Source organism: Sphingomonas sanxanigenens DSM 19645 = NX02, assembly GCF_000512205.2.
Classification (GTDB): Bacteria; Pseudomonadota; Alphaproteobacteria; order Sphingomonadales; family Sphingomonadaceae; genus Sphingomonas_D; species Sphingomonas_D sanxanigenens.
This window is the reverse complement of sequence record NZ_CP011450.1, coordinates 204209-230724: the sequence shown is the minus strand read 5'-3', so window position 1 is coordinate 230724 and position 26516 is coordinate 204209. Positions and strand designations below refer to the sequence as shown.

Genomic DNA, 26516 nt, shown 5'->3' with positions numbered 1-26516 from the left:
GGCGGATCGTTGAAATCGCCTCGCTCATGGAGCCGCTTCCGGCAGGATGATCTCGTCTATCGCATGGGCAACGCCGTCCTCCTCGTTCGACCGAGTTACCCGGTCAGCGGCGGCCCGGACGGCATCGGGACCCTGTCCCATTGCAATCGAGAGACCTGCGCGCGCGAACATCGGCAGGTCATTGCGCTCATCGCCGAGCACGGCGACGTTAGCGAGCGGCACGCCGATCGCGGCGGCCAGTGCGGCGACGCCATCGCCCTTGTTGGCGCGGGGGGCGGTGATGTCGAGATAGTAGGGCTGGGAACGGCCAACGGTGGCGTCCTGCCCGAGTGCGGCCGCGATCTCTCCGTCAAGTCGCGCGAGCAGTGCATGGTCGTCGCTGACGCCGACGATCTTGTCGGGATGGGCGAGCAGTCCCGCGAAGTCGCGCCTGATGATCGGGTCGATGTTGGCCGCGCGGCGCTCGCGCGGAACATACACACCGTCAATTGCGCGGGCATACCAGAGGCCGCCCGCGAACAGCCACGGGGTGATGGCCGGGTGATCCAGCAGCGCGAGCGCCCGTGCGGCGCATTCGGGCTCGAGCTGGTCGGCCGAGACGACAGTCCCGTCGGGCTGGACGATCGTGCCACCATTGAAGGCGCCGAGGACGCCCGTGAGCTCCAGCCGTTCCGCGATCCACAGCATGCCGCTGGGCGGTCGGGCGCTGATCAGGCTCACCGCGATGCCGGCCGCCTTGGCCCGCCCGACCGCTGCGATCACGCCTTCGGAGAGGCTCTTGTCGCGGCGGACGAGCGTGCCGTCGATATCGGACACGAGTAGGCGGATGCGCCCGCTCACCCGAGGTGATGCCAGCGTCGGTGCGAGCGGTGCATCAGCGCATCCGCACTTTCGGGACCGGCGCTGCCCGCAGCATATTCCTCCGGAGTGCCCTGAGCCCACACATCGAGGAGCGGCTGCACCGCGCGCCAGCCACCTTCGATCTGGTCGGCTCGCTGGAACAGCGTCTGATCGCCGGTTAGCACGTCGTAGAGCAAAGTTTCGTAGCCAGTCTGGTGGCCGACCTCGAAATGGTCCTTGTAGCGAAAGTTCATGGCGACGGGCGCGGTGTTCACGACGGGCCCCGGCCGCTTGACCACAAACTCGAGGCTGATGCCCTCGTCCGGCTGAATTTGCACGACGAGGCGGTTGGGGGGCAGGCGATCCACCACCGTCTCCCGGAACAGCGCCAGTGGCACGTCACGGAACTGAACCACGATCTCGGTATCGCGTACCGGCATCGCCTTACCGGTGCGTAGATAGAAAGGCACGCCCGACCATCGCCAGGTCTCCACGTGCACCTTGAGCGCGGCGAAGGTCTCGGTGCGGCTGGCGGGATCGACGTCCGGTTCGGCGAGGTAAGCGGGCACTGGCTTGCCGGCTATGCTGCCAGCTGCATAGCGGCCGCGAATGGCCTCGGCCGGATCGATCGGGCGGATGGCGGCGATGACCTTCCCCTTCTCGGTATGGATTGCCTCGGCATCGAAGCTGATCGGCGGCTCCATCCCAATCATCGCCAGCAGCTGAAAGAGGTGATTGGGTACCATGTCGCGCAATGCGCCCGTGCCGTCATAGAATCTGCCGCGCGTGCCGACAGTCACGGCCTCGGCGGCGGTAATCTGGACATGATCGACGTAGCGGTTGTTCCAGACGGCTTCGATCATGGCGTTGCCGAAGCGTGCGACCATGATGTTCTGCACCGTCTCCTTTCCCAGGAAATGGTCGATCCGGTAAATCTGATCCTCTCTCGCCTGGGTAAGGATCTGCCTGTTGAGCGCCTGCGCAGTGGCGAGGTCGGTGCCGAACGGCTTTTCGATCACGATGCGGCGGAAGCCGGCAGTCGCGTTGAGCAGCCCCCCTTCGCCGAGCTGATCGACGACGGTCCCGAAGAAGCTCGGTGCGGTGGCGAGGTAGAAGACCGCGTTGCCGGTGAGTTGGGTGCCGAGCGCCTGGTACGTGGCGGGATCGGCGAAATCGCCCCGCAAATAGCGGATACGGCCGCGGAGCCGCTGCCAGTCGGCATCGTCCTTCACGAAATCGTCAAGCGCCTGGCGCAGATGCTCGTCGTCGCCGTCATGATGGCTGACGCCGAGCAGCGTCATGTCATCGGCGAGCAAGCCGGCCCGGGCGAGGTTAACGAGCGCGGGTACCAGCAACCGGCGGGTGAGGTCCCCTAGAGCGCCGAAGATGACGAAGGTAGCAGGGGGTGCAGCCGGAGCATCGCTCATTGGGGCATCTCGACATGGCCCCCAAAGCCGAACCGCATCGCCGAGAGCAGCTTGTCGCCGAATGTCGTGTCGACCCGGCTGCGGTAGCGCGCGAACAGTGCTGCAGAGAGGACGTAGGCAGGAACCGCCTCCTCCATTGCCGCCTCGATCGTCCAGTGACCCTCGCCGGAATCCGCGACTTGGCCAGAGAATTGCTCGAGCATCTGATCCTTGGCGAGCGCCGCGGCCGATAGGTCGAGCAGCCAAGAGGAAATGACGCTACCGCGCCGCCAGACCTCGGCGATGTCGGTCAGGTTGAGGTCGAAGCGCTCGTCTTCCGGCAGCTTGTCGGAAGACTTGCCCTTCAGGATGTCGAACCCCTCAGCATAGGCCTGCATCAGGCCATATTCGATGCCGTTGTGCACCATCTTGACGAAGTGGCCCGAACCCGCGGGACCGGTGTGGATATAGCCCTTCTCGGCGCGCGCATCCTCATTGGGGTCGCCGCGCTCCGGCGTGCGCGGGATGGTGCCATGGCCCGGCGCCAGCACCTCGAACAGGGGATCGAGGCTGTCGAGAGTAGCAAAATCGCCGCCGATCATCATGCAATAGCCGCGCTCGAGTCCCCATACGCCGCCCGAGGTGCCCACATCGACATAGTGGAGGCCTTGCATTGCGCACAGCTTCGCCCGGCGGATGTCGTCCTTGTAGAAGCTGTTGCCGCCGTCGATGATGATGTCGCCTGGGGCAGCCAAGGCCATCAGCGTCGCGATCGTGCTCTCCGTCGGCGGCCCCGCCGGCAGCATTACCCAGAAGATTCGCGGGCTCTCCAGCTTGTCGGCGACCTCCTCAAGCGAGGCGGCGGCGGTCGCGCCTTCGCCGGCCAGCTCTGCCACCGCCGGAGCGTTGCGATCGAAGGCGACGATCTCGTGACCGCCGCGCATTAGCCGGCGCGCTATATTGGCTCCCATCCTGCCGAGGCCGATCATTGCGAGACGCATGCGCTGGTTCCTTAATTCTGGGCTGCCGCGACGATCGCCGCGCGCAAGGCTTCGATGCGCCCGCCGGCCTTTTTCAGGTGGACGCGCAGAACGCGCCGGCCGCGCGCGGCGAGCACGTCCATGTCGCCGCGCGCCTGCGCGATCTGGACGGTGCCGAAGCTCGCCGTCCTGCCGGGAATCGCCAGATCGGGATCGGGATCGCGCGTGATCGTCAGGAAGACGCCGCTCGCCGGGCCGCCCTTGTAGGCCTGGCCCGTCGAGTGGAGGAAGCGCGGCCCGAAGCCCGCGACCGTCGCCACCGCCTTGGCATCGCGTACCGCTACCCGCATCGCCGCGATTGCCGCCGCGTTCGTCTCGTCGCGCTCCACATAGCCAAGGAACCCGGCATAATCGCCAGGCGCCAGGCCTGCGAAGTGCATCCGCAGCAGCGCTGCCGGTTGGGCTGAACCAAAGCCGCTGTCGTCTGCGGTAAAGATGGCGAAGTCATTATCCTCCGCCGCGGCGGTCTCGGGCTCCAGCGCGCCCGACGCCTCATAGGCATCCACCAGCTTGCGCGTGGCGATCTTGGCATCTTCCACGTCGGGCTGGTCGAACGGATCGATGCCGATCACCGCGCCGGCGACCGCGGTCGCGATCTCCCAGCGGAAGAATTCCTGCCCGATCAGCTCGGGCTTGGCGACCGTGATGCGGACCACTGGATGCCCGGCTTCGGCCAATTTCGTCAGCGCCGTATCAAGGCCATCCTCGGCGTCGCCCGCCATCTCGAAGTGGACGAATAGCCGGTCGGCCCCATAGGCTTCGATCGCGCCGATTGGCTCCAGATCGACCGGGACGATGCCCTTGCCCTCCTTGCCGGTCGACTCCGCAAGCAATTGCTCGAGCCACGCGCCGAATGGCGCGAGCTTCGGCGACGTCAGGATGGTGAGCTTGTCGCGCCCGGCGAGCGCCGCCTCGCCGATGATCGCGCCAAGCCGGATGCCCGGATTCGCCGCCGCCGGCGCATCTGGCCCACAGGCGAACACCATCGGCGCCGTCGCCTCGTAGAAGGCGTGGACGTCGATCCCCATCGCGGCGGCCGGCACCATGCCGAAGGCGGAGAGCACCGAGTAGCGCCCGCCGATCGCGGGATCGCCGGGGAAAACATGCGCGAAGCCATCCGCTTTGGCCGTCGCCTCCAGCTTCGATCCCGGATCGGTCACGGCGACGAAGCAGGCGCCATCCTTGCCGGCAAGATCGTAGAAAAAAGCGCGCAGCAGCTCCGGCTCCATCGTCGAGCCCGACTTGGACGAGACGATGAACAAGGTGTCGGCCGGATCGATCGCGGTGGCGACGGTGGTGATCTGGCCAGGATCGGTGGTGTCGAGCACGTGCAGCGTCGGGCTGCCCGGCGCGTTGCCGAGGATGTTCGCCAGCACCTCGGGCCCGAGGCTCGATCCGCCCATGCCGAGCAGAACGGCGTGGCTGTAGCGCTTCGCTTCCTCGCCGAGCGCCTTCAATGCGGCGGGATCGACCTGCTGGCCGCGTGCGGCCGCCAGCCATCCAAGCCATTTGCTCTCGTCCTTGCCCGTCCAGAGCTTGGCGTCGCCCGCCCACAGCTGCCGTGCCCAGACATCTGCGCGGGCTTGTTCCAACCGCTTCTCAACGGCTTCGTTCAGCCCGGCCGGCAGCGTGGCCGTCATCCCGTTCTGGCGATCTCCGAGGAAGGCGGTGCGCTTCTGCGCGACCGCGCCGAGCAGCGCATCGGCCGCATCGGCGAACAGCCGCACGCCTTCATCGACCAGCCCCGTGGTGACGCCGCCGAGATCGAGGCCGAGGCGCTTGGCCTCGTCGAGAACATGCCGCGCCTCGTCCAACCTTTCGGTGAGCATTCCGTGGACGCTGCCGTGGTCTCTGAACGCGTCCATCGTCTTGGGTGGCATCGTGTTGATCGTGTCGGGGCCGATCAGCGTGTCGATATAGAGCGTGTCCGGATAGGCCGAATCCTTGGTGCCCGTGGAGGCCCAGAGCAGCCGCTGCGGCATCGCGCCCTTGGCGGCGAGCGCCTGCCAGCGGTTGCCCGCGATGAAGCCGCGATACCAGTCATAGGCGAGCTTGGCGTTGGCGATGGCCACCTTACCACGGATCGCCTTCAGGGCGTCGCTCTCGGGATCGTAGGCCGCCACCCGCGCGTCGATCGCCTTGTCGATCTGCGCGTCGATCCGGCTGACGAAGAAGCTGGCGACGCTCGCGACACGGTCGACCGGCTCGCCGCGCTGCACCCGCGCCTCCAGGCCGCCGACATAGGCCTCCGCCAGGGCCTGATAGGCTTCGAGCGAGAACAGCAAAGTGACGTTGATGTTGATGCCGTCCGTGATCAGCCGGCGGATCGCGGGCATGCCGGCCTTCGTGCCCGGCACCTTCACCATCAGGTTCGGCTCGCCGACGGCCGCCCAAAGCCGCTGCGCTTCCTCGATCGTCGCATCGGTGTTGTTGGCGAGATAGGGCGAGACTTCGAGGCTGACATAGCCGTCCTTGCCGCGGAGCCTGTCATAGGCCGGCCGCAGGTCGGCCGCGGCCGCCTTGATGTCGGCGATCGCCTGACTTTCATAGGTGTCGACCACGCTCGCATCGGCCTTGCCGAGGAATTCCGTGAAGCCGGCGTCATAGGCGTCCCCATGCCCCATAGCCTTCTCGAAGATGGAAGGATTGGAGGTGACGCCGGTGAGCCCATCCTCCTCGATGAGCTTGCGCAGCCCGCCTTGGCCCAAAAACTTGCGGTCGACGAAATCGAGCCAGACGGCCTGACCCGCTTCGCTGAGTTGCTTCAAGCGGCTGGTCATGTGTTCTTCTCGATCAGCTCGCGCGCCACGGCGCAGATATTGGCGACGGTGAAGCCGTATTTCTCCTGCAGCTTGGCAAGCGGGGCGGAGGAGCCGAACGTCTTCATCGTGATCGTGCCGCCATCATGGCCGACATAGCGATCCCACCCCATCGAACCGGCCTGCTCCACCGCGAGGCGGGCGCGCACCGCATTGGGGAACACCGTCTCGCGATAGGCATCGTCCTGCTTCTCGAACAGGTACCAGCTCGGCAGCGATACTACGCGGGACTTCACCCCCTCGGCGACCAGCTGCTCGTGCGCTGCGACCACCATCGGCAGTTCGCTGCCGGTGCCGATCAGGATCACGTCGGGATCGCGGTCTTCCACATCCGCGAGGATATAGCCGCCCCGCTCCAGCCCGTCGGCGGACGCATATTTCTCGCGGTCGAGCGTCTGGATCGCCTGGCGGGAGAAGATCAGCGCGGTCGGCTCGCTGGTGTGCGAGAGCGCGACTTTCCACGCCATCGCCACCTCGTTGGCATCGCCCGGCCGGATCGTGTCGAGCCCCGGGATCGCTCGCAGCGTTGCCAGATGCTCGATCGGCTGGTGGGTCGGCCCATCCTCGCCCACGCCGATGCTGTCATGGGTGAACACGAAGACCACCGGCAATTCCATGATCGCCGCGAGCCGGATCGGGGCCCGCATATAGTCCGCGAAGACCAGGAAGGTACCGGTGTACGGACGCAGGTAACTCAGCGCCATGCCGTTGGCGATCGATCCCATCGCATGTTCGCGCACGCCGAAATGCATGTTGCGGCCGGAATAATCGTCCCGCTCGAAAGCGCCGGCACCCTCGAAGGTGAGGTTCGTCTTGGTCGAGGGGGCGAGATCGGCCGCGCCGCCGATCAGTAGCGGCACGTGGGGTGCGATGGCGTTCAGCACCTTGCCACCGCTGTCGCGCGAGGCGAGGCCCTTGGCGTCGGTCGGGAAGGGCGGGATATCGGCGTCCCACCCGTCCGGCAGCTTGCCTTGGCGTAGCAAGCCTATTTCGGCGGCCTCCGCCGGGAAGCTCTCGCGGTAGCGCGCGAACATCGCTTCCCATGCCTCGCGCGCGGGCTTGCCGCGGCCGGAGACGGCATCGTGGAAGGCCTCGGCAACGCCGTCTGGCACGAGGAATTGCGCACCCTCGGGCCACCCATAGGCCTTCTTGGTCGCGCGAACATTAGCCTCGCCGAGCGGCTCGCCATGCACCTTTTCGCTGCCCGCCCTCGGGCTGCCCCAGCCTATTACAGACTGAACGACGATGAAGGTTGGCCGGTCGTCCGTCGCGCGGAAGGTCTTCAATGCCTCCGCGAAGGCGTGGGTGTCGTTGGCGTCGTCGAGGTGGATGACGTTCCAGCCATAGCCCACGAACCGCTGGCCCACATCCTCGGTGAAGGCGAGCTTGGTCGATCCCTCGATCGAGATATGGTTGCTGTCGTAGATCCAGCAGAGGTTGGAAAGCGCGAGATGACCGGCGACCGAGGCAGCCTCGCCGGAAACGCCCTCCATCATGTCGCCGTCGCCGCACAGCACATAGATGTCGTGATCGAACAGGTCGAAGCTGTCGCGATTGAAGCGGGAAGCCAGCGCATGCTCGGCAATCGCCATCCCCACCGAATTGCCGCAACCCTGGCCGAGCGGACCGGTGGTCGTCTCGACCCCAGTCGTCATACGATACTCTGGATGGCCGGGAGTCTTCGAACCCAATTGCCGGAACTGCTTGATGTCGTCGAGACTGACCGCAGGCTTACCCGTCAGCTTGCCGTCAGCATCGATCTCCTTGACCCCGGCCAGGTGCAGTACGGCATAGAGCAGCATCGAGGCATGGCCGACCGACAGAATGAAGCGATCGCGGTTCGGCCAATCGGGCGTGTCCGGATCGTAGCGGATGAAGTCCCGCCACAGCGTATGAGCCGCCGGCGCGAGCGCCATCGGCGTGCCTGGATGGCCCGAATTGGCCTTCTGCACGGCATCCATCGCCAGCGTGCGGATGGTGTCGATCGCGAGTCTTTCCCTCGATCCGTCCTCATGCGATGGCTGTGCCGACGCCGTTGTACCGGGCATATACCTCCTCGCGATCCCTTTGTTCGACGCACGTGCACAGCACGACTCCATCCGAAGGACGCTCGCTGCGCCTGCCGAAGATTGGCGTGGCGACAGGTCGCGTCATTGACGCAGATCAAAGCGTGACATTGCGGGCGAGGCAACGGGTGAACAAGCTGCCGCACACCATCGGATGGCCGACCGACAATGCAGCTGCTACACCGCGATACCAGGCGCTTCGTCCGCGACATCTTGCTCACACGGACCACGCCCGTCGAAAGCCCGCAGAGAAACGGCCATTGCTGGGGCTTTCGTCCGCACGCTCAAGCGTGGCTACGCCCAGGTCATCCTGCGTCCCGGCGTCGCCGGCGTCATCGGGCGGCTGCCCGCCTGGCTCGATCACTGCAATCGCGGGCATTCGCATCGCGCACTCGGCTAACGCGCGCTTCGCGAGTTCATCGAACGTTCGATCCGAGAGAACCTGTCCGGCCTTTAGGGGAGAACAGTGGGCTGTCACGAATGATCTGATGCGGTGGAAGGCTCCGCGCATCAACGTAGCCGTGCAACCGTCGAGATTAGGTGAAGCCGCCTATTCCATCACACTTAGGAGGTTATCGATTGAGGCCGTAGCAAAGGCTGTGAAGCTGTCAGCCACCGCATATGGCAGGAACATCGTCCGACCCTGGACGATCGCACCACAGCTATAGACGACGTTGGGCACGTATCCGTCCCGTTCGTGTGGACTCGGGGCCAGTACCGGCCGCGGCGTGCGCGCAAGCAGTTTTAATGGGTCATTCTTGTCGAGCAGGCATGCGCCAATGCAATAGTTGCGCACGGTCCCGACGCCGTGGACTATTACTAGCCAGCCTTCGGCGATCTCGATCGGCGACCCGCAGTTACCCATCTGGACGAACTCCCAAGGGAATCGCGGCGCGATGATTTTCGCGCCGCCCTCCCAGTGGAGTATGTCATCAGAAACGTGCAGCCAGATATTTTTGTTGTCCTGACGTCCGAGCATGGCGTAATTGCCCGCGATACGCCGAGGGAACAGTGCCATCCCCTTCCCTATGGCCGCTTTGCCGGTCAGAACGCGCATCTCGAACGACCTGAAATCGGTGCTGCTCAGCAATTCCGAGAGCACCTCGGCACCGCTGAACGCGGTGTAAGTTCCGTGATAGATTATGCTGCCATCATCGTCGCAGAAGCGGACGAGGCGCATATCCTCGATACCTTGGCGCTGGCTCGGCAGAACCGGAAAAAGCACGATCTCCGAGATCGTTCGACTGCCCGCGCAGCACAGGCGCACTGCCACGTCTCCCCCCTTTTCGCAGGTCTCGATGAGTGGTGGCACCGCTGTGGGGCTGGGATCATCGACTACGAGTTCGCCGCCCGGTGTCCAGGTGCCGGTGCGGAACGTCACCGAAGAAACATGCCCCTCGCCGATGCCTCGCAGCGACATCACGAAACGGATGGTGCCTTCAGGGAGACCCGACTGGTCGGGATGGAGCACCGCGCTCGGGTTGAACAAGGCCGCAGCCTCATAGGCATACTCTTCGCTGCAGTAGGCACCGATCAACCGCCGCTGCTCGGCGTTGATACGATCGGCGCCCTCAATCCGGCCGGCGACTTCGTCGAACCGGCGAAGCAGCATCGCATCGACGTCGCGGTGATTCTCGTCCAGAGACAGGGTGACGCCTTTCAACTGGCGCGCCAACTCAGCCTCGTCGAGCGCCACGGTCAGGTCGACAGTCTCCTGGGTGCGGGACGTGCCGCCGTCGAAACCTTCGGGATAGCTCGGCTCGAACGGCCGGACGACGGTGCGCGATGGATCGGGTCGAAGCACGCGATCGTAGAAGTTGAGCTTTGCGCGTTCGGTCATACTAGGTCCTTGTTGTCAAAACAGAAATGCTATTTCGAGACAGCCGCTTGAGGATGACCGTGATGGATGGCGTCTCAATGAGTAACTCTGCGGTCCGGACGCGTAGACCGCGCAAGGGATCGGCCACTTCCAGCGCCAATATGTCAACGCCCTGAACAAGCGCGTGGCGACCACATTGCGCGGCGAAACGATTTGCGCCGGGCGTTTGCGCATCACCCTCACTGATACCAACCCCGTCATCTGGCGAGCGGTCGATGTTCCCGTCGAGGCCAGCCTCAGGATGGTGCACGACATCATCCAGTCGGCGATGGGCTGGCAGGATTATCATCTCTGAGAGTTCGACGCCGCTATGGCCTGCCCGATCCCGAATGGCCCGATACCAAATATCCGCGCTACATCGACGACGCACGCCGCGGCCCGCCCGAAGACTGCGGCGGCACGCCGGGGTTCGAGAAACTTCCTCGCCGCCATTGCCAAACGCCGCGCCGTCGGGAAGACCGCCTAAGCAAAACGGCTGAATTCATTGGCGTGCGGCCTGCAGACAACGCTTACGGCGCCGCTGTCTTGGCGCGCAGAAATGGTATGGCCCGCATCGACAGCAGCAGATTTTAGCGGCGTAACAAACTGATGATCGTTTGCCAGTAGCATGGCGGTCAGCGCCGCAAGGTACGCAAGGGTCGATTCCGCGCCTTGATTGGCGTTCCGCCGATCAGGGTGGAGGCCGTCAAAGCAGGCTCCCGCAGCGGTATCGGCGACAGGGATGCGCAGGTCATTTTCTCCGAGAAACCAGCTGAATGCCCGCCGAGCTTCCTGCCTCCACCTCTGGTCCCCACTGACACTCGCCGCGATAAGGCAAGCGCTGACGGCCGAACACGCTTCTAATGGCTGCTGGTCGAACGGCTCTGGATGGCGACGATCGGTGCCGAAGGTGTCGGTGCCAATGGGCCGGAAGTGGCCCGCCTCGGCCGTCTGCAACTTCATCAGCCAACGCAGCGTGTCGAGACCGACCTGGATGTGGCGAGAATTGGATCGCGAATGGCCAGTCACCAGGAGGGCTTCGCATAGCTTGGCGTTGTCGTAGCCCAGCCGATCCTCGAACCAGTTCCAGTCCGGAGCAGCGGCGTCCGACCAGCGCTGAAACAAACGATCGGCGAGGTTGTCCCTCAGCCGCTCGAATCCGCGATGGCCTGGAAAACGTCCCAGAAAACCTTCGATCCCAAGGAGACCGTATGCCCATGCGCGCGGCGAGGAGGTATCGTTCAAGGGGGGCGCGAAGTCCAGCAATCGCGCAGCGGCCCAGCTATCGAGACGACGCGGATCTTGGTGCCGTGCAACGGCACCGAGTGCCCAGACCGCCCGGCCATGGGCATCGTCGGCACCAGGTTCATCGAGCCATTCGCGATCGAACCCCATGAAATTATGGACCCTGCTTTCGGCGGGACACCAGGCATGTTCGACGAACGCGGCGTAGGTGAGAGCGAGCCGGTCCTCCTGTGAAGAAAGGGGTCGCAGTCGGGCAATTTCGGCCATGAGCAGCAGCGCGCGCGCATTGTCGTCAAGGCAGTATCCGTGTCTGCGGTCGGGAACTGCAAACTGAGTATGCTGGATCAATCCGACGTTATCGGTCAATGCAGCAAGGTGGACCGTCGCGAGCGGAGGCAATTCATTCCTTCTTGCTCCCCCTGGAGCGAAGGGAATGACCTCAGCCTTGGGGGACCGTCTTTCAAGCCTTACGTCGGAAAAGACCTCCAGATACTGTCGTGCGACATTCGACCACGTCATCGTCCTTCCCAGCGCGTAAGCTTGCGTCCGGATTGCGCTGCGGGATGTATCGTCGTCTATCAGCTGGCTGACCGCGCCAGCCAGCGCGTTCGGTGCGCCGAACGGTACGAGGACGCCGCAATTGTCGGCGAGCAGTTCCTGCGCATACCAGAAGGGCGTCGAGACCACAGCCTTACCCAACGCTACGGCATAGGCCAGCGTGCCCGAGACGATCTGGGCCTCATTCGGGTATGGGGACAGATAGATGTCGCAAGCCGCAAGATGGTCCAGAAGTTCGTCCAGTGAGAGGTATCGGTCGACAAAATGAATGTGGTCGGTCACCCCCAGTTCGTCTGCGAGAGCGACGAGGCTCGCACGATAACGCTCGCCCTCGTGACGGCGAAGGCTCGGATGGGTCGCACCAACGATCATGTAGAGGATCTTGGGGTGGTCGCGAACCAGCGCGGGCATTGCGCCGATCGCTGTTTCGATCCCTTTGCCGGGCCCGAGCAAACCGAAAGTCATCAGTACTGTTCGATCCGCAAGCCCCAGATCGTGTTGCGCCATCGCCGGGTCGAGAAAAGGGCGATCAGGAACGCCGTGCGGAATTACGCTGATCCGCTCGGACGGAACGCCATAGAGGTCCTCCAGTATCTGTCGGCCCTTGTCTGCCATGGCAACCAACCGCGCGGAGCGCCCAATAATTTCATCCATAACCTGGCGTTGGGCGGGGTTGGGCGCCGCCAGGATAGTGTGCAGTGTTGTGACCACGGGCGTCTTTAGCCCGCGCAGCAGTTCGAGCACATTCTCCCCCGCTTCACCGCCGAATATCCCGAACTCGTGCTGCAGGGAGACGACCTCGATGTCGGCGACGTTCAGGAAATCAGCGGCGACTGCGAAGGATGCAGGATCGGAGTGATCGATCTCAAGCGGTACAAAGTCGGGATAGGCATAGCTCCCGCCACTATCGGTGACGGCGACCGTGATGCACGACAGGTTCGGATCTTGGCTGGTGAGCGCGCGTTGCATGTCATCGGTGAAAGTCGCGATGCCGCAATGCCGCGGGACGCAGGTTCCGATCAAAGCAATACGCTTTAGAGAAGGGACCGTGCGTGCGTCGTTCATTGGAGTACCTCAAACGTGTAAATTCTCTCGGAAAATGCGTGCTGAGTACTGAGCTCAGCGCGGGCTCGCAGCTCGTTGGGCGGGTCGTCGTTCGACAGTTCATCTCTCCAATGGTTGATAAACGAACCCAGGTCAGACTACCCTGACGGACAACCGTGAGCCCTTGTGGCGGCTGGACCATAGTCCAGAGTCAAGGCTGTCTTTCAGCTCATTCGCGGTGAACTTCGGCAGGCGTGGTGGAAGAGACATCATGAACGGGTACGGCTGTGGCCGCGCACGAACTGGCCGGGTCCGCCTCACATGTAAGTGGCGAACCAAACGGGCGCCCCACAAGCGTCCAGGTGCTTGGCGCCATCAGCCGGCGTCTTCTGGTTTTACCCGCCCGGCCGCCCTATCGGCGCGGCGCCAAACGCGAGGAACGAAGGGAGGTACCTGCGCCGCATATCGGCGGTAGTCTTCTCCGAACTCGCGAAGCGCGTCCCGCTCCTCATGGCGTGCGAGACGAACGTACATCACGACCAGCACTGGAAACATGCCGAGTGTAAGCAGAGTCGGCCACTGCAGCAGGAAGCCGAACATCACCAGAATGAACCCGACATATTGCGGATGCCGAATCCGCGAATAGATGCCGCCTGTAGCTAGCTTTTGCTCTTGCTGGGCGGTGTGCAACACCTTCCATGCCACCGAGATGAGCATAAAACCCCCGCCGATGAGCACGAAGCTCGCAATGTGGAATGGGCCGAAATGAGGATTGGTCCTCCAGCCGAACATCATCTCAAGCAAATGCCCGGCATCGTGTGAGAGCCAGTTGACCCCCGGAAACCGGGATTGGAGCCAGCCTGAGAGAAGGTAGATCGTCAGCGGAAAACCGTACATTTCCGCGAACAGGGCCACGAGGAAGCCGCTGAATACGCCGAAACTTCGCCAGTCACGCGGCGTATGTGGCTTGAAAAAGCTGAAGGCGAAGAGGATGAAGACGGCCGCATTCACTGCCGCGACCCCCCACAAGCCATAGGCGGGCACATCGCTGTGGGTCATGGCCAGGCAGCTCCCGGCCGCCTAACGGATTGGGGAGCGCGGACGCGGACCGATCCAGGGAAAGAATGTCCGAGCAGGGTGCGTCGCGATTGGTCAAGCGACGCACTGTGCCGAAAGCCTGTCGCCGACGGACGCGCGGCGCTATGTCTCCTCTCCGCTCTGTCGCCCAGCTCATCGACGATCATTTTCTCATCCTGCTTTATGTCTACGGATCATTGGGTGCCACCCGAGACGCGTCATTGACGCAGATCAAAGCTGCACTCCGCACTCAAGGCGACAAGTGTTGCGGGTCGCGGCGCGCCCATTGCCAGGCCGCTCAGGACTGCACTGCATGCAAGCGCTCGAGAATCGCCCCTATGATGAGCTGGCCATCGGCGAAACCGCGGCGCTCACGCGCGAGCTGGAGCGTTTTGGCCCCTCGGGCCTCAAGAACGACATCATCGAGCTGCAGCCCGGCGCCAGCGCCTGGGCCGGCCTGCTCCTCTCCCATCTCATCGAAACGCAGCTACCGGGGCTCGGCACGATCACCCTCACTCAGACGCTGACCTATGGGCGCCCGGATACGCCAAGCGGCGCGATCACGGCCACCCTCGCGGTCCGCGAAAAGCGCAGTGACGGTCATGTCGTGCTCGATTTTCAATGCTCGGATCCATCGGGAGCAATCCTGGTGCATGGCTGGGCCGAGGTCGTCGCCCCGCGCGAAAAGCTGCGGCGCGCGGCGAGCGTGTCCTCTTCCGTAAAGCTCCACACCCCGGGTGCCCGCTATCGGGCGGCGCTGGAGAAGGCGCAAGGCCTGCCCCCGATCAGAACCGCGGTCGTGCATTCAGTTGACGAAGCTTCGCTTCGCGGGGCGGTCGAAGCGGCTGATGCTGGGCTGATCGTGCCAATCCTGGTCGGCCCCGCCGCCCGGATCGCGCAAGCGGCAGAGGCGGCTGGGCTTCCCCTGGGCGCATTCGAGCTGATCGACGTTCCCCATAGTCATGCTGCTGCGGAAAAGTCCGTGGCACTGGTCCGCGAAGGGCAGGTGGAGGCCCTCATGAAGGGGGCGCTCCATACCGACGAGCTCATGGGCGCGGTCGTGGCCAGTGGCAGCGGTCTCAAGACCGAGCGGCGGATAAGCCACATCTTCGCGCTGGATGTCCCGAGCTACCACAAGCCGCTGTTCATCACCGATGCTGCGATCAACATCTACCCGACGCTCGACGACAAGCGAGACATTGTCCAGAACGCAATCGAACTGTGTGTCGCGCTCGGGATCGACCCACCTAAGGTCGCCATCCTCTCAGCGACAGAGATGGTCCATGCCAAGATCAGTTCCACGGTCGAGGCGGCCGCGCTGTGCAAGATGGCCGAGCGCGGGCAGATTACGGGCGGCTTGCTGGACGGGCCGCTCGCGTTCGACAACGCCATCTCAAAGGAGGCAGCGGCAGCAAAGCACATCGCATCGTCCGTGGCCGGCGATGCCGATATTCTTCTCGCGCCAGACTTGGAGTCGGGCAATATGATCGCCAAGCAGCTGATCTATCTCGCCGGGGCCGATGCCGCGGGCCGGGTCCTCGGCGCCCGCGTGCCGATCATGCTGACCAGCCGTGCCGACGGCGCGTTGGCACGGGTCGCGTCCTGCGCGCTGGCGCAGATCTTCATTCGCAGCCGCTTGTCGCGTGCCCTATGACATCCTCCATCCTGGTCCTCAATGTCGGCTCGTCTACGCTGAAGTTCGCGCTCTTTGACGGTGCCGGACTTGATCTCTTGTGTCGGGGTGTAATCGAAGATCGGGGCGCTGGATTCCCGGTCAGTACAAGCGGCCCCTATGCCCCCGCCTTCGCCGCTCTGCCGGGAGCTGCAGGGGCAACCCTGCCGGCCCGGATCGAATGGCTACTGAGGACCGCCGCAACCAAGCTTGTCGACAGGCCGCTGGCGGCCGTCGGACACCGAGTGGTCCACGGCGGCACAACGTTTGCGGAACCGGCCATCGTGAATGCAGCGATGCTCGACGAACTGGGGCGGCTCATTCCGCTTGCGCCGGCTCACCAGCCGCACAACATCGCTGCGATCGCCGCCGTAACGGCGATGGCGCCGGACTTGCCCCAGATTGCCTGCTTCGACACGGCGTTTCATCGCACCCAACCGCGGGTGGCGCAGCTCTATCCGCTGCCGCGGGCACTCAGCGACGAGGGATTGCTGCGGTTCGGCTTTCACGGACTCTCTTACGAGCATGTCGCACAGGCACTTGTCGAGGTGGCCCCTGATCACGCCAATGGCCGCGTGATCGCGGCGCATCTCGGGCACGGTGCGAGCCTCTGCGCGATGCGGAATCGACAGAGCGTCGGCACGACGATGGGGTTCACCTCTCTCGAGGGGCTGATGATGGGAACCCGTTCGGGGTCGATTGATCCCGGGCTAATCCTCTATCTGATACGCGACCGCGGCATGACGGTAGAAGCCGTTGGCGACCTTTTGAACAGCCGCTCCGGTCTTCTCGGCGTGTCAGGGCTGAGCGATGATGTTCGCATCTTGGCGCAGAGCCCGGATCCCTCCGCCGCCGAGGCGCTCGACCTGTTCGCGTACCGGGCAGCGCGCGAGATTGGCTCGTTGATGGTGGCGGTCGGCGGCTTGGACCTCCTCGTATTTACCGGGGGCATCGGCGAAAACTCTGCGTCCCTTCGCGCCGCCATCTGCGAACGGCTGCGTTGGGCTGACGTTATCCTTGATCCCGCCCGAAATGAGCAGGGCCTGCCCCGCATCAGCGCGGAGGCAGCACGCGTGAAGGTCTTCGTCATACCGGCCAATGAGGAGCTTGTGATAGCGACCGCGACGCGAGAGTTGACGGCGGGCCTGGCAGGGCGCAGCGGCGGTAAGCGGCGCTCGCCGCCTTCGGTCCGATGAGCTTCGCATCAGCGTTCTTCGGCATCCTCCTCGAAAAGCCTGATCCGGTTGATGACGGAGACGAAGAACGCGGTCGACCATCCAAGCAGGATGATTCCGTTGGCACCTTCGATGGCGCCGACCAACCGCCAGGCTCTCGGGAGAACGACGTCGCCATATCCGAGAGTGGAGTAGGTCGTGGTCGAGAAATAGAGCGCGTCGTCGAAGGTCGGGAGCGCCCCGACCGCCGCGTACAGAATCGCGTAGGTCCAGATCTCGATGGTGTGGAGGGCGAACAGCCCGAACGCGGCGCCAAAGATGACAATGAGCTGGTGAAGCCGAGTGCGACGGACCTGAAGCCGGCGCTGGTGTCGGCGCATGAGCGCGACGAGCAATCCAAGTCCAACCAGGTGCATGACGACGGTCAGCGCGACCATGATGCTAGCGATGACAAGCTGCGGCACAATATCTCCGTGTCTCAGGGGATCGCCGGACGTTCGATCCTCGACGACCTGCTAGAACCTTGGCAGGAACTAAGAATCAATCATCGCTCGTGGGCTCTAGGTCGCCGGCGTGTCATTCAGCTCGCATTGATCATTCCTCGCGCATGCACTTTGACGTGCGTCAATGTGTCTCTAGCGCCGGCGGCTCTACCGTCGCGGCAGGTAGGAGCCCAGTGTGTCTGATCAATCGCTCAAGGAAAGCAGCATCGACGGCACATCGTTCGCGGACGATGCTGCGTATCGTCCCCATCCCGACGCTCAGTTGGCCGGCATGCTCAAGGATCATGTCGAGCTCGCTTGCCTCTACGATGCGCTGGAGGAGCTCGCCGACTGCCTCCCGGCGATGCCGAGTGCTTCCATTCACTCCGCCGTCCTGCAACGGCTTGAGACATTTCTGCCGGAGCAACACCGGTGGGCACGGGAGTTGCTCAGGTGCGTCCTCCCACCTTGCCCCCGGACGGGTGGGGATTCGCCCCTGCTGAAGCGGGTGATCGAGCAGCAACATGAAGACGAGGGACTACTCGGTGACATTGTTGATGCGCTTCATCCTGACGGCAGATGCGCCTGCCTCACGCCCAACACTCTGGGGTATATGTTGCGTTGCTTTTTCATCAACGGGCGGCGTGCGATGTTGTTTAACGAGTATATTGTCTTTTCCAGGGGCCGCGGGCATTTCACCGTGGGTGCGCTCTCCCGCGTCGGCGAGAGATTAGGCTACGTGGAAGAAACGGGCAGGTGACGCTCCGTCACGCATGCTCAGCGCGCGCCGATAGCGCAGGCCTATCCAAGACGCGGATCGACCGCGTTGTAGGAAGATCGATGACACCGGCGCTTTTGAGGCGTGTCATCTGGCGGCTCACCGTCTCGATCGTCAGCCCGAGCACGTCGGCGACCTGGGTGCGGCTCAGCGGGAGGAGGAACTCTTCCCCGGTCGACGCTCCACAGCGCCCCTTGGCCAGTCGCCGGCTCATCTGGACGATGAAGCTTGCCACCTTCTCCTCAGCGGTCTTGCGTCCCAGCAGCAGCATCCATTCACGCGTGTTGTCCAGCTCGTCCAGCGTACGCTGCAGCAGGAGCCGCTCCAGTTCCTCATAGTCATGAAGAGCCTGCTCAAAGTGCTTGCGAGGAAACACGCAGAGCTCGGCGTCGGTGAGAGCGTCTACGGTATAGTTCGATGACGGCGCATAGGGCCGACCAAGAAAGTCGGCCGGGTAGAGGAGGCCGACGATCTGCTCGCGTCCGTCGGCGGTCGAGGTGCTCAGCTTGAATACACCTGCGACGACATTGGCGCAGATCATGTTCTCGTCACCAGCCCATATCACCGACTCCCCCTTTGCCACGTACCTACGACGGCCCGCCCGGCTCAACACCGCCAGTTGATCGTCAGTCAGACTCGCGCATAGCGCTTGATCGCGCACGCCACACTCCGAACAGGCTCGTCTCATGACTTCTTTCGCCTTCCATACAGTGTCGGCTTTTCAGGCTCCTCATCGGCATCTCAGCGGTTTGGTTCAGCATCCGCTTGACATTGCACACCCATTGCTTCGCTTGACGCACTCAGCCGTGGCGTGAAAAGACCCTCCGTCTGCCGGCCCCGAATGCCATGACCGAATAGGGCTGCGCCTTCTTGCCGGGCACTTCCACAGCCTGCCCGGCATGGGGGCCGTGCTTACCGCCGAGCTGATCGCCCAGGCAGGCGACCTCACCGCTTCCGCTCCGCCGACGCGCTCGCCGCCGCCAGCGGCATCGCGCCCGTGCTGAAGCAATCGGGCAAGACCCGCTTCCTCAGACGGCCCAACGGCGGCAACAAGGGGCTGAAGCGCGTCTTCTACCAATCCGCCTTTTGCTCGCTCGGAAACAGCGACAGCCGCGCCTTCCACGACCGCAAACGGCGCGAGGGGAAACGCCACCACCAGGCCGTCATCGCGCTCGCACGGCGACGCGTGAATGTGCTCTGGGCCATCATCCAGTCGAGAACGCCCTTCCAGAACGACTACAAAGGAGCTGCTTGACTTACGCATTAGGCTGCCTCCTCGTGGATCAGTCACGGTGGTACGTGCGAACGGGAAACCCGACCGCCCTCACACTCCATTACGCACGGGCCGGCCAAAGCCCTCAGATTATTTCCAGGATTTGCTCAAGCGGGCCCGGGCCCGTTAAAAGCGGGGTCTCGACCGCCTTCTCACTGATCGCCAGCGCTACCGCCGTTTCGGACTGAGACAATCCCTCCACCGTGCGTAGCAGAAGAGTGTCTTTGAGCGCGGTAGGCAGCCGCGCCACCGCCTGCCACAAGCGCGCCAGTTCCGCCCGGTCCGCCGTCGCCACGTCCACGGCCGGTGCCTGATCCCGCACGTTCTCGATCGTATCAAACGGCAGCGCTGATGCGAATGTCAGGATTTGCCGCACCCGCTTGCGGCGCATCCAGTCGCGGCTCTTGTTGATAGCGACTGTTGATAGCGACGCTTGTCAGCCAAGCGCGCAACGGTCGGCTCCCGTCATAACTGCCGAGATGCTGGAAAGCGGCCGAAAAGCAGTCTTGGGTCAGATGGATCGCCTCTTCGGGGTCCCCGATATGACCGCGGATAAGCCGATATATCGACTCCCGATGACGACGCATGATCTCCGCAAAGGCGGCCTGGCGCCCGCCGAGCGTTAACGCCGCCAGTTCGCCGTCGGAGCAGCCCGCGAGCCTGGTCGAACTTGGCGGCTTGGTTGGGACGAAGCAGTTGCCGCATCGCGAAGATATGGGCGAGCGTCTCCTGCAGTTCGCCCATTGCTTGGTGCGACCGGTCGACGGCCGCAGCCACCTGCGAGCCGTTGCCGTGCTCGGCCTTATGGCGTCGGCCAAGCGGGCATTGCCCGCGCGGAGCTCTAGGGGCTGTGGGGACTCATCGTGAGTTGATGACGGCGGCGGCGAGGTAGATCATTGCCTCGAAGCTCTGGTCGGTCTTGCATGCGCGCATGGTGACGCGCTTGAACTCCTTGAGCTTGCAGAAAAAGTTTTCGATGAGGTGGCCATTCATAGATGCTGGCGTCGATCTTGAGTTTCTGCGCGCGGGCGGGGTGCTGGGATATGCGATCCTGGCGCCGCGATCGTTGAGTTCGGCGACGAGCGCGTTGCTGTCAAAGGCCTTGTCAGCGATCAGCCCGTCAAAGGCCATGCCGTCGCCCAGAAACTCGCCCGCCGCGCGCATGGGCGCGGCGCAGACATCGCTCATCGCTCAGGTTTAAGCCGTCCCCGCCTACTTCTCACATATCGCGTTCCATAGGCATCGGCTTCATCGCGTCGGGTTTGGGTTTGGCGTCGGCGGGCCCGGTACCGCGCTTCTTCTCCGCGCGACACTTGGCTCCCATTTCGGCCATCTTTTTCTGGCTCATGCCCATTTTCTGCATGCTGGATTTTGACATACACGACGAGGCAGGCATGTTGCCCTTCATCTTGCCGTCCTTCATCCCCGGCATCATTTTGTCATGGCCCATCATGTTGTCATGCCCCATCATGCCGCCCCCCATCGGCTTCGCCGGCGGGGCGGCGCGGTCTTGAGCGAGTGCGGCGCCCGAAGATAGCAGCAGTGCCGAGAAGATTAGGCCCATCTGGATGCGCGATTTCGAGATCTTCATGTGAAATCCTTTTCATTAAGGTCAAAGCGTGGGCTCGATTTATAGGTAGTTTTCTCCGCTCGCCCGGGAAATCAGGTTAGCGGACTGCGGATAAGCCCTGCGCGCGGTCGCAGGTCGCGTCATTGACGCAGATCAAAGCGGTACACTGCAGGCGAAGCGGCAAGGCGAGCGCTCGCGGCAGGTAATCAAGCCACATGAATCCGTACGAATCGCGCAAGCGGAAAGGCGAAAACGCCCCGGTCCTGACCGTGCGGCAGGTCGGCACCTAAACAAAATAGGTCGGCCTTCGGCGCTACCGCCGATCGTTCACGGTGATGGCGTCACCTGACCCCGGCCGCCAGCGAAGGCGGCCGGGTACCTTTTTCCTTATGTTTGAAGGATCGCGAAAGTTCGGACGGCGGCGTCGATGGCCTGGCCGCCGGCAGCCAAACGCGGGGTGGCTGTCGTGGACAATGGGCTTCTATAGGAGGTCAAGAGATCGTGAAATCCAGCGTCTCAATGTGACCCCGCGCCGCTGGTCTGCAGCCCTTACTGCGGAATTTCCCGGAATTTCTGGGTTGACCTTGGACTATGGTCCAAGGGCTATCGGTCTCACGTGGACCATGATCAGTCAATCATCGGCAACGTCGCACCAGGCTTGGATGCCCTGGCAGGCCAGAGCAGTGATTCGGGCGTGGGTAACGAGGTGTGAGAGTAGCTTGTCCCGGCTGCGAAATACGTAATCGGGCGCTATGCGCCGGCCTCAGCGATGCGGAACTGGCGCCGCTCAGCGCCCTGAAGCGTCGACGACGTTTTGCAAAGGGGGAGCCCGTTATCTGGGCGGGCGACGAAAACATGATCTTTGCGAACGTCGTCTCGGGCGTTCTCAAGCTTAATGCCACCACGGCGGATGGGCGTGAGCAGATTGTGGGCCTGATGTACCCAGCTGATTTCATCGGCAGACCTTACGCGTCCTCAACACGCTACAACGTGGTGGCGCTGACGGACGCTGAGCTGTGCGTGTTTTCACGAAAGCACTTCGAGCAGGCGCTCAGGACCTACGACAAGTTGAAGCGGTTGCTGCTCCAGCGCACGCTGGATGAGCTAGACCATAGCCGCGAGTGGATGCTCTTGCTCGGCCGCAAGACGGCGGAAGAGAAGGTGGCGAGCTTTCTCGTCCAGATGGCGCGCCAGATCGGCCGTGGCGGTTGCGCCCGGTCGCCGCTGGATGAGTTCGTCCTACCGCTCAGCCGGGCTCAGATCGCCGACGTGCTCGGGCTTACGATCGAGACGGTCAGCCGACAGATGACAAGATTGAGAAGCGCCGGCGTCATTGATCTGCCAACGACGCGCTCGATCAGGGTTTTGAACGAAATCGCGCTCTCGGCACGTGCGGAACAGGGCTAGGCCGCCGGTGACATTCGCCCGGAAGTCCACTCGTGCGGCGCTGCCATCAACTGCCGCCGGTCACATGGGCAGGTCGAGCGTCCGCGCCGATTGTGCCATCCGCCCTCACTGCGTTGATGAGCGTATCGCGGTTTACGAGCATGTTCGTCGGCACCAACTACACCAGCTACGGCTCGCGCTCGCTTTCCACGAAGCCTCGCCGTTCGGCATTCATTCGTATCTCACGTACGCAGAAGTCACTTTCGTGTAGTGGCCCTACTGGACGACGATCTTGCCCGTCATTCCGAACGTCGAGTGCATGAAGTGCGAGCAATGCACCTTGTAGGTGCCGGGGCGGTTCGCGACCAAGCGAACGTCCGCGCTTTTCCCGCCCTCCAACTCAACCTTACCCTTGCTTAGCGCTGTCTGATCGGCGGGATCGATCGTAGCACTAGCGAAGAAGTCCTTGGCGACGAAATTATGACCGCCGCCTGCATTGTTGACGAAGTACAGTCGGTAAGGAATGCCGCGGCGCAAGGAGATCGTGTCCGGTGTGTAGGCGAAGCTCGACATTTCGATTTCGACTGTCCTGGCGTTCGACCAGTCGGGAGTTTGGGCGGCAGCAGGCGCGCCGAGCAGCAGCATCGAAACAGCGGGAATGAGAGCACGCATCGGTTGTCTCCGTCTAAAGTTCCCTTAGCACGGAGCAGAGCCTCTCGCACTTGTCAGCTCAGGCTATGGCTCGCCACAATCGGTCGTTTCGTACGCATCCGATAGGGACCGCCTTGTTCTGATGTGATCGGCGTCGGAGTTAGCTCCAGTGCAAACGTCGTAGTTTGCACTGGAGCTAACGAGGGTGTGATGGATCGGATAACGGTTATTTCGGGGCCGGAGCGCCGGCGTGCGTGGACGGCGGAGCAGAAAGAAGCGCTGGTGTTGGCGGCCTGTGCGCCCGGGGCGATTGTAGCGGATATTGCGCGGGCGGCGGACGTACATCCGAGCCTGATCCACCGGTGGCGGCGGGATCGGACGCGAGGGGGTTATCCGTCGGAAACCGGGACGAACTTTGTGCCGGTGGTGATGCAGACTGATGCCTCCGCTGACGTGCCGAGCGAGAGGCAGGGCCTGCGCGTTGCAGCGGAGATTGAGACGCGGGGAGCGGTAATCCGGTTCGGCGCTGAGGCGCGGCCCGAACTTGTCCGCGCGATCCTGGGGAGCTTGCGATGATCCCCGTTTCTGCGGATGTAAAGATTTGGATAGCGGCCGGTCATACCGACATGCGTCGCGGCATGGCTACTTTAGCCCGCCAGGTGGAACAGCATCTGGGGCGACGCTTCCATGATGGGGATTTATTTGTCTTTCGCGGACGTCGCGGCGATCTGGTGAAGATTCTGTGGAGCGATGCGCTGGGCGTATCGTTGTATTCAAAGCGTCTCGCACGTGGACATTTTATCTGGCCCTCGGCCAAGGACGGAGCGATCGCGCTTACCCCCTCGGCGCTGGCCTGTCTGCTCGAGGGGATAGATTGGCGCAACCCGCAGCGAACATGGCGGCCCAGCCAGGTTGGTTGACACTGAACATGATTACGGCGCCCCAGAGGGGCGAATAGAGCGTTGAAAATCCATCAAAAACTGAGAAATGCCTAGGGTTTTTGGGCATTTTTTGCTATGGGCGACCATGCCCTCGGCCGATGCCTCTCTTGAGCTTTTGCAGCTCCAAGCCGAGCTCGTGGCGACGCGTCAGCTGGTCCAGGCAGCTCAGACCAAGGCGCTCGAAGCGGAGGCAAAAGCCGCCCGTGTGGAGGCCATCAACGCCGACCTTCTTGCTCGTAACGCTCATCTTGAACTGATGAACGCGCTCATGCGCCGCGACAAATATGGCGCGAAATCGGAGCGGGCAAGTCGGCTCATCGACCAGCTCGAACTGGGCTTCGAAGAACTCGAGGCTGATGCCAGTGAAGCCGAAAGCATCGCCGCGCAAGCCGCGGCCAAAACAACCACCGTTGGTCCCTTCACCCGTCAGCGGGGACCCCGCCGCGACTTCCCGGCTCATGTGGAGCGCGAGAAGCGGGTGATCCCCGCACCCGAGCAATGTCCCTGCTGCGGCTCGGACGCGCTGAGCCATTTACCGCCCGACATCACTGAAACCCTGGAGAAGGTGCCCGCGCGCCACAAGGTTATCGAGACGGTGCGTGAGAAAGTCTCCTGCCGGCATTGTGAAAAGATCCGCCAGACCCCAGCGCCCTTCCACGTGACGCCCCGGGGCATGTTCGGCCCGCACTTCCTGGCCGATCTCGTCTTCCAGAAATATGGACTGCATCAGCCGCTTAACAGCCAGCGCGACCGCCTGGAGGCGGAGGGCATCCCCCTGAGCATCTCGACGCTTGCCGATCAGGTCGGCGCCGTCTGCGCCGCCCTCAAACCGATCTCCCTGCTGAACGATGCCCATGTGCTGGCCGCCGAGCGCCTCCACGCCGACGACACCACTGTTCCTCGCCTCGCCAAATATAAGGCCGAGGTCGCTCGCATCTGGGATTATGTGCGCGATGACACCCCCTTTGGTGGGGCGGCACCCCCGGCGCTGATGTGCCGTTACTCCCGAAACCGAAAGGGCGAACATCCCCGCGCGCATCTGGCCGGCTATACCGGAATCCTCCAGGTCGACCGCTATGCCGGCTTCAACGAGATGTTCAAGGAAGGGTGGGCAGATAAGGCCATGACCCGCGCAAATTGCTGGCAGCACGGCAGACGAAAGCTGTTCGTACTGGTCGATGTGGCCAGCCAGCTGAAGGGCAAGAAGAAGGGGAAAGTGCCGCTCATCTCCCCACTCGCGCGGGAGGGGCTGGAGATGATCGACCAGATCTTCGCCGCCGAGCGGAATATCAACGGCGAGAGCGCCGATGAACGCCTACGCGTTCGCAAGGAAAAGGTCGCCCCGTTAGTCGATCAGCTCAAGGCCTGGTTCGATACCCAGCGAAAGACCCTTTCCCGGAAAGATCCCGTGGCCGAGGCCATCGCCTACTTCCTCAATGACTGGGAAGGCTTCACCACCTTCCTGGAAGATGGTCGCATCTGTCTTACGAACAATGCTGCGGAGCGGCCGTTGCGCAGCGTAGCTCGCGGAAGGAAGAGCTGGGGGTTCGTGGGATCAGACCGGGGTGGAGAACGCGCCGCAATGCTGTTCAGCCTGATCGGCACCTGTCGGCTCAACGACGTCGATCCGCTCGCATGGCTCACCGATGTCCTCGCTCGCATCGCCGACATCCCCCAGAACCGGCTGCACGAACTCTTGCCCTGGACCTGGAAAACCCTCCAGAACAGCGACCCGGCCAAAATAGCCGCCTAACCCAACCGTGCCGTCGCTAGCGGCAGTGCAAACTACGGTGCTTGCACTGCCGCTAACTCGCGCGACTGCTCCCCTATCGCAAGGCGGCCGCTATCGGATGCGTACGTCGTTTCCGGGAAGCGCGCAGTCGCATGGCGAGCCGAGAGGCCGAGCCCGAGCCCGAGGGTTGCGTGAGTGGGGGAGTATCTAAGCTAGACGCATCCTCCTCATTGTAAGCGTGGGTTCTGCACCGCGCTAAGTCGCGGGCGAGCTGGCTTGATCGCCTGCGTCACATTCGACGTAAGTCACCCCGCGTCGGTGTCTAGCCCCCGAGGCGGAGGCGATGGATCCGACCGTGAATCAAGCCATGTCGCCTCCTCAGCCACTCATGGCCCTTGGGCCATGGTCCAAGGGTCAAGAGGTTTCCTTAGCCGTCGTAACCGTTCGGATCGGCTAGAGCTCGAGCCCGGGCGCGGCCCGACCAGGCTGATCGTTGCGGCGTTTTTCAGGGCGCTTCGATCGCCAGATCGTCCAGGATCGGGCAATCCGGCCGATCTCCACCAGCGCAGCGACGGGCCAGATCCTCGAGCGACTTGCGCATGGCGCGGAGCTCGCGCTCCTTGCGCTCCATTTCCCGTGCCCGCGCGAGCGCGAGCGCCTTGACCTCGCCGCTCGCCCGGTCACCGTCCTGCCAGAGCGCGACGAGCTGCGCGATCTCGGGAATCGGAAAGCCGAGATCGCGCGCGCGTCGGATGAAGCGCAGCATGTGCACCTCGCGCTCGTCATAGTCACGGTAGCCGGAATCACGCCGCGCGGCCTTCGGAATGAGGCCGATCGCCTCATAATGGCGGATCATCCTCTGGCTGACCCCTGAGGCTTTCGCGGCCTGTCCTATGTTCACTT

24 protein-coding genes and 2 pseudogenes are annotated in these 26516 nt (G+C 63.3%); 9 read left to right on the top strand and 17 right to left on the bottom strand.

Annotated features, from left to right (window positions below; genetic code table 11):
* Positions 1 to 24: 24 nt before the first annotated feature.
* From NX02_RS29795 to NX02_RS29770, 6 genes are all read right to left on the bottom strand, one after another.
* Positions 25 to 816, bottom strand: a complete 792-nt coding sequence (locus NX02_RS29795; RefSeq protein WP_245648919.1) for a Cof-type HAD-IIB family hydrolase — start codon at positions 814 to 816, stop codon at positions 25 to 27.
* 20 nt (positions 817 to 836) lie between these two features.
* Positions 837 to 2267 carry a glucose-6-phosphate dehydrogenase gene (zwf, locus tag NX02_RS29790; RefSeq protein ID WP_047100357.1) on the bottom strand — a complete coding sequence of 477 codons (1431 nt, stop codon included), beginning with the start codon at positions 2265 to 2267 and terminating at the stop codon, positions 837 to 839.
* Positions 2264 to 3247 carry a phosphogluconate dehydrogenase (NAD(+)-dependent, decarboxylating) gene (gene gnd / locus NX02_RS29785; protein WP_047100356.1) on the bottom strand — a complete coding sequence of 328 codons (984 nt, stop codon included), beginning with the start codon at positions 3245 to 3247 and terminating at the stop codon, positions 2264 to 2266. Before gnd ends, zwf begins: the two co-directional genes overlap by 4 nt.
* An 11-nt stretch (positions 3248 to 3258) precedes the next feature.
* Positions 3259 to 6066 (bottom strand): bifunctional transaldolase/phosoglucose isomerase, encoded by a 2808-nt coding sequence (locus tag NX02_RS29780; RefSeq protein WP_047100355.1) that lies wholly within the window; start codon positions 6064 to 6066, stop codon positions 3259 to 3261.
* Positions 6063 to 8153: a transketolase gene (gene tkt, locus NX02_RS29775; protein WP_047100354.1), complete on the bottom strand. Its 2091-nt coding sequence runs from the start codon at positions 8151 to 8153 to the stop codon at positions 6063 to 6065. Before tkt ends, NX02_RS29780 begins: the two co-directional genes overlap by 4 nt.
* A 568-nt stretch (positions 8154 to 8721) precedes the next feature.
* A complete protein-coding gene (locus NX02_RS29770) occupies positions 8722 to 10011 on the bottom strand; it encodes a glycoside hydrolase family 130 protein (protein ID WP_047100353.1) in 1290 nt (429 codons plus the stop codon).
* A gap of 163 nt (positions 10012 to 10174) precedes the next feature.
* Between NX02_RS29770 and NX02_RS33825 the strand changes: the two genes are divergently transcribed.
* A complete protein-coding gene (locus NX02_RS33825; RefSeq protein WP_158014295.1) occupies positions 10175 to 10345 on the top strand; it encodes an IS1096 element passenger TnpR family protein in 171 nt (56 codons plus the stop codon).
* 167 nt (positions 10346 to 10512) lie between these two features.
* Here the strand turns inward: NX02_RS33825 and NX02_RS29765 are convergent, their stop codons facing one another.
* Together NX02_RS29765 and NX02_RS29760 are read right to left on the bottom strand one after the other, a co-directional pair.
* Positions 10513 to 12897 carry a glycosyltransferase family 4 protein gene (locus NX02_RS29765; protein ID WP_084718426.1) on the bottom strand — a complete coding sequence of 795 codons (2385 nt, stop codon included), beginning with the start codon at positions 12895 to 12897 and terminating at the stop codon, positions 10513 to 10515.
* 354 nt (positions 12898 to 13251) lie between these two features.
* The gene (locus NX02_RS29760; RefSeq protein ID WP_047100352.1) at positions 13252 to 13935 is read right to left on the bottom strand and encodes a methyltransferase family protein; all 684 of its coding nucleotides are present in this window, start codon (positions 13933 to 13935) and stop codon (positions 13252 to 13254) included.
* Positions 13936 to 14266: 331 nt separating this feature from the next.
* Between NX02_RS29760 and NX02_RS29755 the strand changes: the two genes are divergently transcribed.
* Together NX02_RS29755 and NX02_RS29750 are read left to right on the top strand one after the other, a co-directional pair.
* A complete protein-coding gene (locus NX02_RS29755; RefSeq protein WP_047100351.1) occupies positions 14267 to 15607 on the top strand; it encodes a bifunctional enoyl-CoA hydratase/phosphate acetyltransferase in 1341 nt (446 codons plus the stop codon).
* The gene (locus NX02_RS29750) at positions 15604 to 16821 is read left to right on the top strand and encodes an acetate/propionate family kinase (RefSeq protein ID WP_047100350.1); all 1218 of its coding nucleotides are present in this window, start codon (positions 15604 to 15606) and stop codon (positions 16819 to 16821) included. Before NX02_RS29755 ends, NX02_RS29750 begins: the two co-directional genes overlap by 4 nt.
* An 8-nt stretch (positions 16822 to 16829) precedes the next feature.
* On the opposite strand, the gene NX02_RS29745 is transcribed toward NX02_RS29750, so the two are convergent.
* The gene (locus tag NX02_RS29745; RefSeq protein ID WP_245648918.1) at positions 16830 to 17264 is read right to left on the bottom strand and encodes a potassium channel family protein; all 435 of its coding nucleotides are present in this window, start codon (positions 17262 to 17264) and stop codon (positions 16830 to 16832) included.
* Positions 17265 to 17478: 214 nt separating this feature from the next.
* Between NX02_RS29745 and NX02_RS29740 the strand changes: the two genes are divergently transcribed.
* Entirely contained in the window at positions 17479 to 18042 is a 564-nt protein-coding gene (locus tag NX02_RS29740) for a hypothetical protein (protein ID WP_158014294.1), read from the top strand.
* A gap of 7 nt (positions 18043 to 18049) precedes the next feature.
* On the opposite strand, the gene NX02_RS29735 is transcribed toward NX02_RS29740, so the two are convergent.
* The gene (locus tag NX02_RS29735) at positions 18050 to 18721 is read right to left on the bottom strand and encodes a Crp/Fnr family transcriptional regulator (RefSeq protein WP_245648917.1); all 672 of its coding nucleotides are present in this window, start codon (positions 18719 to 18721) and stop codon (positions 18050 to 18052) included.
* Between the two features lie 211 nt (positions 18722 to 18932).
* Between NX02_RS29735 and NX02_RS29730 the strand changes: the two are divergent.
* Positions 18933 to 19315, top strand: a pseudogene (locus tag NX02_RS29730) (transposase); the annotation flags it as partial.
* Positions 19316 to 19418: 103 nt separating this feature from the next.
* On the opposite strand, the gene NX02_RS34150 reads toward NX02_RS29730, so the two are convergent.
* The 5 genes and pseudogenes from NX02_RS34150 to NX02_RS29715 form a co-directional block, all read right to left on the bottom strand.
* Complete coding sequence (locus tag NX02_RS34150; protein WP_425424056.1) at positions 19419 to 19724, bottom strand: sigma factor-like helix-turn-helix DNA-binding protein; 306 nt, start codon at positions 19722 to 19724, stop codon at positions 19419 to 19421.
* Complete coding sequence (locus tag NX02_RS34145) at positions 19669 to 19920, bottom strand: RNA polymerase sigma factor (protein WP_425424055.1); 252 nt, start codon at positions 19918 to 19920, stop codon at positions 19669 to 19671. The genes NX02_RS34150 and NX02_RS34145 overlap by 56 nt, the downstream gene beginning before the upstream one ends.
* 70 nt (positions 19921 to 19990) lie before the next feature.
* Positions 19991 to 20178, bottom strand: a pseudogene (locus NX02_RS33820) (heavy metal resistance protein); the annotation flags it as partial.
* 13 nt (positions 20179 to 20191) lie between these two features.
* Entirely contained in the window at positions 20192 to 20464 is a 273-nt protein-coding gene (locus NX02_RS29720) for a transposase (RefSeq protein WP_425424063.1), read from the bottom strand.
* An 88-nt stretch (positions 20465 to 20552) separates the two neighbouring features.
* Positions 20553 to 20924 (bottom strand): hypothetical protein, encoded by a 372-nt coding sequence (locus tag NX02_RS29715; protein ID WP_047100345.1) that lies wholly within the window; start codon positions 20922 to 20924, stop codon positions 20553 to 20555.
* A 687-nt stretch (positions 20925 to 21611) separates the two neighbouring features.
* Here NX02_RS29715 and NX02_RS29710 point away from each other — a divergent pair.
* Positions 21612 to 22310 (top strand): Crp/Fnr family transcriptional regulator, encoded by a 699-nt coding sequence (locus NX02_RS29710; protein WP_047100344.1) that lies wholly within the window; start codon positions 21612 to 21614, stop codon positions 22308 to 22310.
* Positions 22311 to 22565: 255 nt separating this feature from the next.
* Here NX02_RS29710 and NX02_RS29705 read toward each other — a convergent pair whose 3' ends face one another.
* On the bottom strand, positions 22566 to 22961 hold the full coding sequence (locus NX02_RS29705; RefSeq protein ID WP_047100343.1) for a cupredoxin domain-containing protein: 396 nt from the start codon (positions 22959 to 22961) through the stop codon (positions 22566 to 22568).
* A gap of 189 nt (positions 22962 to 23150) precedes the next feature.
* Between NX02_RS29705 and tnpA the strand changes: the two genes are divergently transcribed.
* The 3 genes from tnpA to tnpC all read left to right on the top strand — a co-directional run bounded on the left by tnpA (position 23151) and on the right by tnpC (position 25634).
* Positions 23151 to 23516, top strand: a complete 366-nt coding sequence (tnpA, locus tag NX02_RS34140; RefSeq protein WP_025292209.1) for an IS66-like element accessory protein TnpA — start codon at positions 23151 to 23153, stop codon at positions 23514 to 23516.
* The gene (gene tnpB, locus NX02_RS31910; RefSeq protein ID WP_084717705.1) at positions 23513 to 23860 is read left to right on the top strand and encodes an IS66 family insertion sequence element accessory protein TnpB; all 348 of its coding nucleotides are present in this window, start codon (positions 23513 to 23515) and stop codon (positions 23858 to 23860) included. Before tnpA ends, tnpB begins: the two co-directional genes overlap by 4 nt.
* A gap of 106 nt (positions 23861 to 23966) precedes the next feature.
* Complete coding sequence (tnpC, locus tag NX02_RS29695; protein ID WP_025292208.1) at positions 23967 to 25634, top strand: IS66 family transposase; 1668 nt, start codon at positions 23967 to 23969, stop codon at positions 25632 to 25634.
* Between the two features lie 484 nt (positions 25635 to 26118).
* On the opposite strand, the gene cueR is transcribed toward tnpC, so the two are convergent.
* Positions 26119 to 26514 carry a Cu(I)-responsive transcriptional regulator gene (gene cueR / locus NX02_RS29690; RefSeq protein ID WP_084718422.1) on the bottom strand — a complete coding sequence of 132 codons (396 nt, stop codon included), beginning with the start codon at positions 26512 to 26514 and terminating at the stop codon, positions 26119 to 26121.
* Positions 26515 to 26516: the final 2 nt, after the last annotated feature.